This is a genomic window from Paenibacillus sp. OK003, assembly GCF_900109515.1.
Taxonomy (GTDB): Bacteria; Bacillota; Bacilli; order Paenibacillales; family Paenibacillaceae; genus Paenibacillus; species Paenibacillus marchantiae.
Map to the genome: position 1 here is coordinate 120,495 of NZ_FOBD01000010.1, position 12,944 is coordinate 133,438.

General features: G+C 46.3%; 10 protein-coding genes. 7 read left to right on the forward strand and 3 right to left on the reverse strand.

What is annotated here, in order from left to right:
* Positions 1-29: 29 nt before the first annotated feature.
* Positions 30-1,133 carry a glutamate 5-kinase gene (gene proB / locus BMW94_RS17405; RefSeq protein WP_072733399.1) on the reverse strand — a complete coding sequence of 368 codons (1,104 nt, stop codon included), beginning with the start codon at positions 1,131-1,133 and terminating at the stop codon, positions 30-32.
* Between the two features lie 361 nt (positions 1,134-1,494).
* Positions 1,495-2,703 (reverse strand): pyridoxal phosphate-dependent aminotransferase, encoded by a 1,209-nt coding sequence (locus tag BMW94_RS17410; RefSeq protein ID WP_091000285.1) that lies wholly within the window; start codon positions 2,701-2,703, stop codon positions 1,495-1,497.
* Between the two features lie 260 nt (positions 2,704-2,963).
* On the opposite strand from BMW94_RS17410, the gene BMW94_RS17415 reads away from it, so the two are divergent.
* From BMW94_RS17415 to BMW94_RS17430, 4 genes are all read left to right on the forward strand, one after another.
* The gene (locus tag BMW94_RS17415) at positions 2,964-3,977 is read left to right on the forward strand and encodes an ABC transporter substrate-binding protein (RefSeq protein ID WP_063566814.1); all 1,014 of its coding nucleotides are present in this window, start codon (positions 2,964-2,966) and stop codon (positions 3,975-3,977) included.
* 203 nt (positions 3,978-4,180) lie between these two features.
* A complete protein-coding gene (locus BMW94_RS17420; protein WP_091000286.1) occupies positions 4,181-5,827 on the forward strand; it encodes an AraC family transcriptional regulator in 1,647 nt (548 codons plus the stop codon).
* A 48-nt stretch (positions 5,828-5,875) separates the two neighbouring features.
* Positions 5,876-6,697: a carbon-nitrogen family hydrolase gene (locus BMW94_RS17425; protein WP_091000287.1), complete on the forward strand. Its 822-nt coding sequence runs from the start codon at positions 5,876-5,878 to the stop codon at positions 6,695-6,697.
* Positions 6,698-6,783: 86 nt separating this feature from the next.
* Positions 6,784-6,969 (forward strand): hypothetical protein, encoded by a 186-nt coding sequence (locus BMW94_RS17430; RefSeq protein WP_091000288.1) that lies wholly within the window; start codon positions 6,784-6,786, stop codon positions 6,967-6,969.
* A gap of 220 nt (positions 6,970-7,189) precedes the next feature.
* Here BMW94_RS17430 and BMW94_RS17435 read toward each other — a convergent pair whose 3' ends face one another.
* Complete coding sequence (locus BMW94_RS17435) at positions 7,190-8,110, reverse strand: LysR family transcriptional regulator (protein ID WP_053780737.1); 921 nt, start codon at positions 8,108-8,110, stop codon at positions 7,190-7,192.
* Between the two features lie 356 nt (positions 8,111-8,466).
* On the opposite strand from BMW94_RS17435, the gene BMW94_RS17440 reads away from it, so the two are divergent.
* Genes BMW94_RS17440 through BMW94_RS17450 form a run of 3 tightly spaced genes read left to right on the forward strand, consistent with a single transcriptional unit; the run spans position 8,467 to position 12,727 of the window.
* Entirely contained in the window at positions 8,467-10,365 is a 1,899-nt protein-coding gene (locus BMW94_RS17440; RefSeq protein ID WP_091000289.1) for a beta-glucoside-specific PTS transporter subunit IIABC, read from the forward strand.
* Between the two features lie 36 nt (positions 10,366-10,401).
* Positions 10,402-11,241, forward strand: a complete 840-nt coding sequence (gene licT / locus BMW94_RS17445) for a BglG family transcription antiterminator LicT (protein ID WP_091000290.1) — start codon at positions 10,402-10,404, stop codon at positions 11,239-11,241.
* Between the two features lie 28 nt (positions 11,242-11,269).
* Complete coding sequence (locus tag BMW94_RS17450) at positions 11,270-12,727, forward strand: glycoside hydrolase family 1 protein (protein ID WP_091000291.1); 1,458 nt, start codon at positions 11,270-11,272, stop codon at positions 12,725-12,727.
* Positions 12,728-12,944: the final 217 nt, after the last annotated feature.

Consider the following 12,944-nt stretch of genomic DNA (forward strand, 5'->3'; position numbering starts at 1 on the left):
AGCAGCACACTCAGTAATTTAAAGGTATTCTATTTTAACGTAATCCACTCGTCCCGATGAATAACCTCAAGTCGATGGATGCTGTTCAACTGCTTCATTACTTCGCCACTTGGCAGTCCTGCAATGAGCCGTAGCTGGTCATCATCATAATTGACGATACCACGACCGAGCAAGGTTTCATCCATACCCAGCACCTCTACAACATCTCCGGCATGGAAGGTACCCAGCACACGTTTGACGCCTACAGGCAGGAGACTATGACCACCATGGACGAGTGCTTCTTCGGCACCATTATCCACAACGACGGTACCGAGCGGAGTAGACATGAAGCCAAGCCATTGCTTTTTACGAGAGAGAGCGGCAAGGCGAGTCTCGAAATACGTTCCTTTTCCGGTTCCATCAACCGCCCTTTGCATATCTCCAGGTTCCTTCACACTTCCTACAAAGACAGGCACGCCTCCACGCGTTGCCACTTTGGCTGCATCTACCTTGGATCGCATGCCGCCTGTACCTACGGATGATCCAGAACCGCCAGCATAGGCATAAATTTCTGCCGTAATTTCGGGGATGCGATCATAACGAAACGCAGACGGATCTTTTCGTGGATCGGCCGTGTACAGACCGTTGGTATCCGTAAGAATGACCAGATGCTGTGCCTTGACCAGATTCGCTACCAGAGCAGACAGGAGATCGTTATCTCCGAACTTCAATTCATCGACAGATACGGTATCATTCTCGTTAAAGATCGGAATGACACGCTGCTTGAGCAGCTCTTCCACCGTCATGCCCGCATTGCCCATACGTTTCCGGCTGTGAAAGTCGGTACGGGTGAGCAGAATTTGTGCTGTAGTAACGCGGTGCGCTGCAAAAGCCTGTTGATATGCCTGCATCAGCAATGCTTGGCCAACAGCCGCTGCAGCTTGTTTTTCATGCAGCTGCTTGGGACGCTGGGGGTAACCAATCTCCCGGAATCCGGCAGCTACCGCTCCCGAAGTGACCAGAAGAACCTCGTGGCCCTGTTCGGCCAAGGCAGCAATTTCTCCGGCAAAAAAAGTAATGGCACTCCGATCTAGCCCGCCTTCTTCCGTAGTAAGCGAACTGCTTCCGATCTTAACTACAATACGTGAGGTCATGATTTCACTTCCTTAAACAATATTAATGATTGACCCTGGAGCAGACCGTTGGGTACAAAAAAAACTCCCGCCCTTTTAGTTAAAAAGGACGAAAGTTCGTTACTTCCGCGGTACCACCTTTATTGATGATTGGATCATCCGGCTTCATGCCCTGTAACAGAAGGCACTGTCCTGTGCATCACAGGCCGCTCAGGGGTAGGTTTCGGAGAGAAGCCGCGGTAAATTCTTGCAGCCAGGTGGAATTTACTCTCTGGGCGCGGCTGATCCTCTCGTACTGGTCCCGTCATCACGTTTCGTTCAATATTTCCTTATAACATACCATGGAAACTTGGCAGATGCAAAGGGGTTATGCACCTGTAAATTACTTGAATAAATTCAACTTGCCAATCCTCTCCGCTGCTTCCCTTAATCGATCTTCATCACTTAGCAGTCCTGCGCGCACATAGCCCTCACCATGTGAACCGAAACCGATACCCGGTGCTACCGCGACTTTTGCTTCACGTAGTAACACGTCAGCAAAGGAAGCAGAAGTAAAGCCTGCAGGTACAGGCAGCCAGCTAAAGAAGGAACCTCCCGGTTTAGGGGCCTGCCAGCCGATGGATGAGAGTGCATCATAGAAAGCATCGCGACGTGATTCATAACGTGCAACCAGTGAAGTGACACATTCCTGGGAAGATGTCAGTGCTGCCGCAGCAGCGGCCTGGATGCCTCCGAAGAGGCTCACGTAGATATGATCCTGCAGCAGATTGATTTTGGAGATGATCTCTGCATTGCCCAGAGCAAATCCGACACGCCAACCCGCCATATTGTAGGTTTTGGATAATGTGTAGAACTCAATGCCCACTTCTTTGGCACCTGGTGCCTGCAAAAAGCTTACCGGACGATGGCCGTCGAATCCAATTGCACCATAGGCGAAGTCACTGGCTACGACAATTTTATTTTGAATGGCGAACTCTACCGTATCTTCATAGAAGGAAAGCGGAGCGGTTGCCGATGTTGGATTGTTGGGATAGTTCAGGAACATCAGCTTGGCCTTTTCTCGATCCTCGGTAGAGATTGCTTCATAGTCCGGCAGGAATGCATTGGACTCCAGCAGTGGCATAAAAGACATGTGCGCTTTCGCCAGTGCCACGCCGGACCAATAATCCGGATAACCTGGATCAGGGACCAGACATACGTCGCCAGGATTGAGCAATACTTGAGGCAGCTGGACCAAGCCCGTTTTTCCGCCAAATAAAATCGCAACTTCCGTTTCGGGGTCCAGGTTCACGTTATAATCTTCCTTGTAACGTTTCGCAACGGCTTCCTTCAGGAAAGCATGGCCGCTAAAAGGCGAATATTTGTGATAGAGCGGGTTCTCCGCCGACTCCTGCAATGTTTTAACAATGTGAGGTGGTGTAGGTGTATCCGGGTTACCCTGACCCAGGTTAATCACGTCGTGACCACTTGCGATTTCGCGGTTTACATTTTGAACAAGGGTAGCAAAAAATTGTGTAGGAAGCTGTGTCATTACATCGGATGTAGGTATGGTAAAGGCTGAACGACTCGATGATTTAGATTGATTAGTCATGCTATACATCACTCCGGTTATTAAAGATGGCAATATAGTACTCATTAATTTATCACGTCAATCCCGAGCTGTATAGGGGGAAAACACTTCATGAATACTTGAATGGAGCCTATATTTGTGTTTTTGTACAAAACTGAAATGAGGGATTTTGTTTTGTCCATTGAGATTAGGGGAAATTCTGTTTTATGATTATATTCGATAATGATAATCAATATCATTGATAAATAGGGACGAAGCACTTATTAGGGGGAGAAATAGAAATGAAAAAGGGTATACGAAATACGGCAGTATTATTGACGGTTACATGGTTGTCCATTCTTCTGCTGGCTTGCGGAAATCAGGCTTCAACTCCATCTGGAACGGATGATTCCAAAACGGTTAATGAAACACAGACAGATGGGGATCAGTCCAAGCAGGAACAGACGGCATCCGCGGATAACAGTGAGGGTGAAACCCGGATGTTCAAGGACTGGACAGGCCATGAAGTTGAGGTTCCGGTTACGCCAAAACGCGTAATTTATCATGGTGAAGTTACAGGGGATTTGCTAGCGCTGGGCGTTGTACCTGTAGGTATTCTTCGTCAGGATGGAACGGTATATGATGATCAGGTAGCCCAAGCGGAAGATGTGGGTTTCCCGATGAGTGTTGAAAAGGCGCTTACCTTGAATCCTGATCTGATCATTTTCTCAAATAGTGATCAGGCACAATATGATCAAATCTCGAAGGTTGCGCCAACGGTTACCTTTGATTCATTTGCCTCATTGGACGACCGCATGCGTACTCTTGGCGATCTGTTGAACAAAAAGCCGGAAGCGGAAGCTTGGATCACGGCCCATCAAAAAGCAACGGAAGAGATGTGGAAGCAGCTTCATGAGAATGGACTGAAAGAAGGGGAAACGGCTTCGGTATTCACCATGTATCCTGGTAATCGACTGTTTGTAATGGCCGGAGCAGGATTGCCACAGTTGTTATATGGAGCCGATGGCATGAAGCCAACCGCGGAAATTCAGAAAGTATTAGATGAAGGAATGGGCTTTGCAGAGATTTCTACTGAAAAGCTGCCCGAAATAGCGGGTGATCGCGTATTTATACTGAATCCAGTAACGGATGATGCGAAGCAGTCCACCAAAGAATTGCTGGATAGCCCGATCTGGAAGAACTTGCCCGCTGTAAAAGAAGGAAAAGTATATCGCTTTGATCTGGTTAAGGCTTCAAGTGATGCAACTTCAAGAGAATGGCTGTTGAAAGAATTACCGAAACAGATGATTAAATAGTCGTTTATGGATTGATAGATCATAATATTTTACTGGAACAAGAACGAAAATGCCGACTAAAAAAGAGCCTTCAACATTTCGTTGAAAGCTCTTTTTTTTGCTGATTACAGCCAGATCTGGATTAATGACCAAAGCTCGCTTATAATCAGTTCATACGGATTTAATGATAATCATTCTCATTTTAAAGAACGAGGTGAACCACCATGCAGGCTTTGAATGCCGATGCGAGAGGGTTGTATTTTTCAGCATTCATGTTTCGGCTGGATCATCTGGAACAACGAATTGAACAACCAGAACAGGTGATGCTGGAAGTGGCATGCGATAAACATACATTCTTGATCTGCGAAGAAGGGGAAGGTCGCTTATATATAGGATATGAACAGTTTCCTTTTACCACCGGATGTGTTTACCCGCTTTCTCCGGGCGAGGGATACCAGATTGAACATGGAAACCGATTGAAATTGAAATATATGGTGATATCATTTGATGTTATTCATGTGTTGACGGGAGATCCGGAACAGTATACGCGCCCTGTATTCGAACATAGAAATCAATTGAATGGCTATCCTTATGCCCCGTTAAGTGGGCCGTTGGAGCAATTGTATGCCATTCGGGATTATCAAACAGATGCCGAATATAGCCATTTGAATGCACAGTTTCAGAGATGGATGGAGATGATCATCACCCGGTACACTTCACCAAAAACGGAGCAGAGCATGGAATCCAGACTACACAGTACAATTCAATATATAGAAGATCATTATGCTGAAGAAATCACAGTAACGAAACTGGCTCGTCTTGCAGATATCCGACCCGTGCAATATACAACCTTGTTCAGACAATTAACCGGCCACAGGCCGCTTGATTATGTGAACCATGTACGAATTAAACATGCTAAGGATTGGCTGCGCAAATCCGATGAACCGCTTCGGGATATAGCAACCCGGGTGGGCTTTAAGGACGAGTATTATTTTAGCAGGCGTTTTCGTCAAATGACCGGATTATCGCCTCGTCAATATGACCGATCTATTCAGCAACAAACACTGGTTCAGGATTGGTTGGGTCATGATGTGAATATTCCGGCACGACCGGAGCGAATTATGTTTTATGGTGATTCCGGTGGAGATCTGCGAGTGCTGGGTATTGGTCTGTTAGGAGATCAGGCATATGATGCGGTTGCCCCGGTTAATGTGGAAGAGGCAGTCCGGATGAGACCAGACCTGATCATTTTCGACAGTACCAACGAACAGCAATATGAGCAATTCTCGCGAATTGCACCCACACTGGCATACAACTCTCACGCAACGCTGGAAGAGCGAATGTGCAGAGTGGGAAGCTGGTTTGGCAAACAATCAGAGGCTGGACAATGGCTCTCCTTCTATCAGCAACGTGTGGAAAAGATGTGGATGAAGATTCATATGTCGGTTGAACCGGGGGAAACGGCGTCCGTATTCACGTATCATCGGGGTGCACGATTATTTGTCATGGGCAATATTGGTTTGGCCTCACTCTTGTATCATCCGATGGGGTTCAGACCCGTTACGAAAGTGAAGGAAGCACTTGTCGCGGGCAGAGCGTATAAGGAGATTTCGTCTGAAGCGATTCGTCAGTATGCCGGTGATCATATATTTGTCTTACTTCCTGAAGAGGTTATTGCAAGGCAGGCCACAGAGAAGTTGATGCAGAGTCCAAGCTGGATGGCACTTCCAGCCGTGCAGAAGGGGCAAGTGTACGGAGTAGAGGAGACAACATGGAATTTGGGCGATGCACTAACGAGCAACCGTTTGTTAACATTGCTGACCGAGTTATTATGTAGGAGTTCAGAACGAAAACAGGTTGCAGATGTTTGAATGATCAAGCTATGATTACAGGTATTACGATTCAGAGGAGTGCTGGTTATGACAGAACAACAACAAGGGGAAATGCGTGTGGCCCTGATTCAGGGCGATATTCAGCTCGGAGACCCTGAGGCCAACCATAAACATATGCAGTCTTTGCTCGAACGAGCGCTAGAACAGGATCCCGACCTGGGATTGGCTGTGCTGCCCGAGATGTGGAATACGGGCTATGCTTTGGAACAAATTCATGAGCTTGCTGACCCGGAGGGCCAGAAATCAAGAGAGTGGCTCGCGGCTTTTGCCCAAAAACATCGAATTTCCATCGTTGGCGGTTCCATTGCAGAGAAACGTGATGGCCAAATCTACAATACAATGTACGCCTATAATAGTGAAGGAACTCAGGTAACACGTTACGATAAATTACATTTGTTCCGCCTGATGGATGAAGAGAAGTATTTGCAGCCTGGTGCAGAACCGGAAATATTCGAATTGGAGAACGGCCTTACCGCTGGAGCTTCGATCTGTTACGATATCCGTTTCCCTGAGCTTGCTCGAACGCTTGCCTTGAACGGAGCCAAAGCATTAATTGTCCCCGCTGAATGGCCGAATCCGCGCTTGCACCATTGGCGCACACTGCTTACAGCAAGGGCCATCGAAAATCAGATGTACGTTATTGCCTGCAATCGTGTAGGGAAAAGCGGAGACACCGAATTTTTCGGGCATTCCCTCATTATTGATCCTTGGGGTGAAATTGTGGCTGAAGGTGGAGAAGGAGAAGAGATCGTGACCGGAGTTATCCGTCCTTCGCTTGTGGATGAGGTTCGTGGCCGTATCCCGGTATTCGAAGACCGTAGACCTGGCATTTATTTTGGCAGCAAATAAAAATCTGCAATTTTCCAATAAAGTGTTTATTCATCCGGGAGGCGGGTAATGATAACTATCCCGTCACCAAGGAGGATGATCAATCAATGGACAACCATGTGAAAGATACGCTCAGGAGACTGGAACAGGAAAACACTAGGGTAGATCACTTGAGGCCATTCTTAGAGAATGGGGCAGGAGGGCTATCACCACCTGAACAATCTGTTCAGGAAGAAGGCCGCCTTGTGAATCAACAGAACAGGCTGACAAGTGAACGTAATTTGCGAAAATAAACCGCCAAACTTGAAATTCTCATATGTACGTTTTTACGTTAACAATTCAATGATGATATCAGCAACATTGTACTGTAACGATGATGCACTGCTAATACCATGTAAGAACTTTATCCTGCGGATGCGGGAGACGAGTATAGAACAAAGGCTTGGCCCTTATGGGTCAAGCCTTTGTTTATTTTATTGCCAAGTATGGCGGGCTAGTTCGCTGACTGTCCAATTATTCTCCTCGAGAGAGCTCGGCAACGGTTTGTTGAAACGTATGGATGAATGCCTCCGCGGCTTTGGAGAGAACCCGTCCTTGGCGGTATGCAACGACAAGGGTACGACTGGGGGTTGGCTCAGCTAGCGGTACATATACAGGAACAAATTCACTGCGGGGCGCGCGGGCAATAAAGCGCGGAACCAGTGTAATCCCCATACCTGTTGCCACCAGTGACTGCACCGTCTCAATGTTTGTACTCTCAAACACCACATTGGGGTCAAACCCGGCTTCCTCACACAGATCAAATGTAAGCTTGCGGAAGCCCTGTCCTTTCTTCAGTACAACAAAGGGTTCATCGCGAAGCTCTTCCATCCGTACGGGAACCGGATGCTCTGGATCTCCTCTGCGTGCCAGAGGGTGATTTGGGGGAACAGCCAGATCAATTCGCTCTTCACCAATCGTTACATAAGATAGGCTTGGCTCCTGCAATGGGAGGGACAGCAGGCTTAAGTCAGCCTTGCCACTGGCCGTCAACTTTTCAAGCGTCAGCCCGGAGTCTTCCAGCAAGGTTACTTCAATCTCGGGATAGGCCTGCTGAAAAGCGGGAAGCACATGCGGAAGCAGGTGGGAGCCAGTGATCGGCATGCTGCCTACAACGACTTTACCTTTACGCAGCTGGGAAATGTCCGACATTTCCTGTCTGAGCAGCTCGACTGCATCAATAATTTTCTGAGCCTGCTCTACAAAAGTCACCCCTGCATGAGTCAGCTCCACGGTGCTGGTATTACGCTGGAATAACAGTACCCCGAGTTCCTTTTCAAGTTTGGATAGCTGCTGACTTAAAGAAGGCTGGGCGATGTGCAGCTTCTCTGCTGCCCGGGAGAAGTTCCGCTCTGCCGCGATTTGCAGCGTATATTGAAGTTGTCTGAATTCCATATCCACACGTCATTCCTTTCGTTATGCCATCATTATATCACTACAGATGAAGAAATCATTATTTTTGCTGAAACGCTTGCACTGCTGAAAAAGAGCTGATATACTGTGTCTGAAAACGCTTAATGTTTAATCTTACCCGGGTATAACAAGAAAATCGTTTTCAGAAGTAGTCTTTTTCAGTACGATGAAGTTCAACGATTCATATTCTTTTCGTTTATATAATTGAATAACAGTTCATCCAACGATGGCGTGTTACTGTTCGGCAGGCAAGACCTAGATTGGGTGGGAAGAGTTTCTTTTTCCTACCCTATTTAGGTCTTTTTTTGTTCCCAGCAGAAAAAAGGCGGAGGTGCACCATGAATCACAAACAATTAGCCCAATCGATTATGGAGCTGGTTGGTGGCAATGATAATATCCACACGGCAATCCATTGCTCCACCAGGCTCAGACTTAATTTGAAGAACCCTGATATAGCGAAAACGGCCGAGATCAAAAACCTGGATGGAGTCATCGGCGCAGTGAACAGTGGCGGGCAATACCAGATAATCATCGGCAATGATGTCGGATATGTCTATAACGAACTTGCCAAGATGGTGGATACTGAGCAATCCAGTGAGGTTCAGGAAAAGAAAAAAGCAGATTACAGTCCCAAAGGTCTGTTTAACACCTTTGCCAGTGTAATTGCAGGCATCTTCCAGCCGATAATACCGGCCATTGCTGCATCAGGCATGTTGAAGGCGCTGCTGCTTCTGGCAACCGTGACTGGACTAATGTCCAAAGAAAGCCAGACGTATACCGTTTTGAGTGTTATGTCGGATGCGGCTTTTTATTTTCTTCCGGTCCTGCTGGCCTATTCCAGTGCAAATAAATTTAAGACCAACCCTTTTGTAGCTGTCCTGTTCGCGGGAATCATGCTGCATCCCAATATGATTGGATTGCTTGGCGGTGAAGATCCGGTATCTTTTATCGGATTGCCTGTAGCTTCGGTTCAATATGCATCATCGGTTGTACCGATAATTTTAACCGTCTGGTTTATGTCCTATATCGAACGTTTTGCCGACAAGGTCTCACCAGGACCTGTTAAGATATTCCTTAAACCGTTGATTGTCATTCTGATTGTTGCTCCAATCGCGCTGATTGTACTTGGCCCACTGGGCATGTATCTCGGGACAGGCATGTCCAACCTGATCTACTGGATTCAGGACAAAATTGGCTGGTTGACTGTTGTCATTATGGCGATTCTGATGCCTTTAATTGTAATGTTCGGTATGCACAAAGTGTTTTATCCCATTATTTTCGCAGCACTCGCTTCACCTGGTTACGAGACACTGGTACTGGTTGCCATGCTGGCATCTAATATGGCGCAGGGAGCAGGAGCGCTGGCCGTATCGTTCAAAACCAAGGATGTGAAGCTCAAACAAGTCGCGCTGTCTGCGGGCATCTCCGGTGTATTTGGAATCACGGAACCAGCATTGTACGGTGTACATTTAAGACTCAAGAAAACGCTGTTTGCATGCATGATCGGTGCTGGTATCGGGGGATTATTCGCAGGAATTGTGAATCTCAAGGCGTATGCAGCCGTGGGACCAGGGATTGCATCCATGCCTATGTTTATCAGTGAAGACCACATGAACATTATATATGCCATTATTACGATGCTGATTTCCGCCATTATCGCGTTTATTGCAGTGTATGTTATTGGATTTCAGGATGTTGTTCCAGCAGCAGTTCCAACAACAGACTCTTCGGTAGCAAAAGCGGAAGAAAAACCTGAGATAAAGCCTTCGGCTGGAATCAAATCGAAAAAAATGGTATTTGCGCCACTGGAGGGTACAGTTTTTCCCTTAAGAGAAGTGAAGGATGAGGCTTTCTCCCAAGAGGCAATGGGACAGGGGATGGCGATTCAGCCAAGCATAGGCAAAGTATTTGCTCCGTTTGATGGTACTGTTGAGACGGTATTTCGTACCAAACATTCCCTGGGGTTAAAGTCTGTGGATGGGGTTGAACTCCTGATTCATGTAGGACTGGATACCGTGAAATTGAAAGGGCAGCATTTTGACGTAAAAGTAACTGAAGGGGAACCAATCTCCCATGGTCAACTTCTGATGGAGTTTGATCTTGCAGCAATACAAGCCGCAGGTTATGACACCACGACCCCTGTAATTGTGACCAATTCCTCGGATTATCTGGAGGTATTGGGTAATGAATCATCACCAATAACGGGACCGGAGAAACCATTAATTACAGTGTTATAACCGCCCGAAATATGAATGAGAGGCAGGCAGCCGGATATGGAAGTCGTGAAAATACTGAATTCGAGCGTTGTTCTCGCCAGACGTGGTGAGGATGATAAGGAAATTATTGTGATGGGGAAGGGCATCGGCTTCAAGAGCAAACCTGGAGATGTCGTGAGCGAGGACGAGATTGAGAAGGTATATGTGCTTGAAAATGAAAGAATCTCTTCGGATCTCACCGCTCTGATGAAGGAAACGCCAAAAGAATATCTGATCCTGGCTGACGAAATTATTTCCTATGCCAAACATACATTGTCCCGACACCTGAGTGATCATCTTTACGTCTCATTAACGGATCACTTGTATATGGCGACTAAACGGTTCAGGGACAATATGACTATCCAGAATCGCATGCTGTGGGAAGTAAAGAAGTTCTATCCACAGGAATTCAGCATTGGCATGCATGGTCTGTTTCTCATTCACAATCAGCTTGGTCTCTCCCTGCCTGAAGAGGAAGCGGCCAATATTGCCTTTCATCTCGTCAATGCTCAGCAGAATGATGACAATATGAATCAGGTCATGCTGATGACGGGCACGGTCAAGGATGTACTCAATATTATTAAAATTTATTATCAGGTGGAGCTGGATACACACAGCATTAACTATTCCCGCTTTTTAACCCATTTGCAGTTCTTCATTCAGCGACTGTTTGAGCATAAAACGTTAAATACGCAGGATCATGAGCTGTTTGACCAGATCGCGAACAAATATCCGCAGGAAGAACAATGTGTGCAGCTGATCAAAGCGTACATTGAAGCCCGCTTCGAACATACGATTTCTAGCGAAGAAATGATGTACCTGATTATTCATATCAATCGCGTAATGAGTCGCAATTAACACAGAACCAATCAAGGAGGAATACACAATGACCAATACAACAAGAACGTTCCCGGAAGGCTTTTTATGGGGAGGAGCCATTGCAGCCAATCAGGCGGAAGGTGCCTGGAATGTGGATGGCAAGGGTCTGTCTACAGCCGATATCGCCATTTATCGTAAAGGTGTTGCCAAGAGCGAGTACAAAAAACATAACGCAATTACGGAAGAACAGATCCAGGAAGCGATGGAATCAACGTCGGACAGAGAATATCCGAAACGCAGGGGCATCGATTTCTACCATCGTTACGAGGAAGATCTAGCCTTGTTTGGGGAAATGGGTCTGAAAACATTACGTTTGTCCATTGCATGGACACGGATCTTCCCGAATGGGAATGAAACGCAACCCAATGAAGCCGGCTTGCAATTCTATGATCGTGTCATTGATGGCATGTTACAGCAGGGCATTGAACCGTTGATTACGTTGTCTCATTATGAGATGCCGATGTATCTGGTCAATCATCATGGGGGATGGACGGATCGCATAGTGGTCGATTACTTTGTTCACTTTTGCCAAACGGTGTTCAATCGATATAAAGATAAAGTGAAATATTGGATTACCTTTAATGAGATTGACAGCATCGTTCGTCATCCGTTTACGAGTGGTGGTATCGTTCCGGATCGTTATGACAACGTGGAACAGGCTGTATATCAGGCGCTGCATCATCAATTTGTGGCCAGTAGCCTGGCGGTGAAGTATTGTCATGAGATCATTCCTGGTTCTCAGATCGGATGTATGCTTACCAAGCTGACGACATATGCCCATACGTGTAACCCCGAAGATGTATTGGTCGCTTCCAGGGATAATCAATTTAATCTGATGTTCACGGATGTTCAGGTCCGTGGGGCATACCCCTATTTTACGAAGAGATTGTTTGCCGAAAAAGGGATTGTGCTGGATATGCTGGAAGGTGACGAGGAGATTCTGAAAGTGCACACGGTGGACTTTATTTCATTCAGTTATTATATGTCGCTTGTATCGAGTGTTGATGGGGACCGATTGGAGCAGGTGAGTGGTAACACTACTGGTGGTGTAAAGAACCCTTATCTGAATACTAATGACTGGGGCTGGCAGATTGATCCGGTAGGTTTGCGCATTTCCCTGAACGAGCTTTATAGTCGCTACGGGGTGCCGTTGTTTATCGTTGAAAATGGGATTGGAGCCGTTGATATGATCGAAGATGACGGCAGTATTCAGGATGATTACCGGATTGATTATTTCCGTTCCCATATGGAACAGATGCATGAAGCTATTCTCGACGGAGTTGAATTGATGGGCTACACCAGTTGGGGCATTATTGATCTGATCAGTTATTCCTCCTCCGAAATGGAGAAACGATATGGTTTTATTTACGTCGATCAGGATAATGATGGTAATGGAACGCTGGAGAGAAAGCGCAAGAAGAGTTTCTTCTGGTACAAAGATGTAATTGCCAATAACGGTTTGTAGAATCCGTGTAGTAGTCTGGCATAATTACAAAACCGCCCATAAAACACTTGTTTGTAAAACGATAATGAAGATATCGCAGCCCTGATGATCAAGGCTGCTTTTTTCTATTTTACATAAAAAACATTGACAGCGAGAAGGCTGGAACGTAGTATAAGACTTATGTGATAATGATAATTGTTATCAATTGAAACCTCTGCATAGAGCAGTGGTTTATTTG

Excerpts from the sequence above, each read along its gene's own strand:
- BMW94_RS17440 (WP_091000289.1), top strand. The coding sequence starts at position 8,467 with ATGAATCACAAACAATTAGCCCAATCGATTATGGAGCTGGTTGGTGGC.
- proB (WP_072733399.1), bottom strand. The coding sequence starts at position 1,133 with ATGACCTCACGTATTGTAGTTAAGATCGGAAGCAGTTCGCTTACTACG.
- BMW94_RS17425 (WP_091000287.1), top strand. The coding sequence starts at position 5,876 with ATGACAGAACAACAACAAGGGGAAATGCGTGTGGCCCTGATTCAGGGC.
- BMW94_RS17420 (WP_091000286.1), top strand. The coding sequence starts at position 4,181 with ATGCAGGCTTTGAATGCCGATGCGAGAGGGTTGTATTTTTCAGCATTC.
- BMW94_RS17430 (WP_091000288.1), top strand. The coding sequence starts at position 6,784 with ATGGACAACCATGTGAAAGATACGCTCAGGAGACTGGAACAGGAAAAC.
- BMW94_RS17450 (WP_091000291.1), top strand. The coding sequence starts at position 11,270 with ATGACCAATACAACAAGAACGTTCCCGGAAGGCTTTTTATGGGGAGGA.
- BMW94_RS17435 (WP_053780737.1), bottom strand. The coding sequence starts at position 8,110 with ATGGAATTCAGACAACTTCAATATACGCTGCAAATCGCGGCAGAGCGG.
- licT (WP_091000290.1), top strand. The coding sequence starts at position 10,402 with ATGGAAGTCGTGAAAATACTGAATTCGAGCGTTGTTCTCGCCAGACGT.
- BMW94_RS17410 (WP_091000285.1), bottom strand. The coding sequence starts at position 2,703 with ATGACTAATCAATCTAAATCATCGAGTCGTTCAGCCTTTACCATACCT.
- BMW94_RS17415 (WP_063566814.1), top strand. The coding sequence starts at position 2,964 with ATGAAAAAGGGTATACGAAATACGGCAGTATTATTGACGGTTACATGG.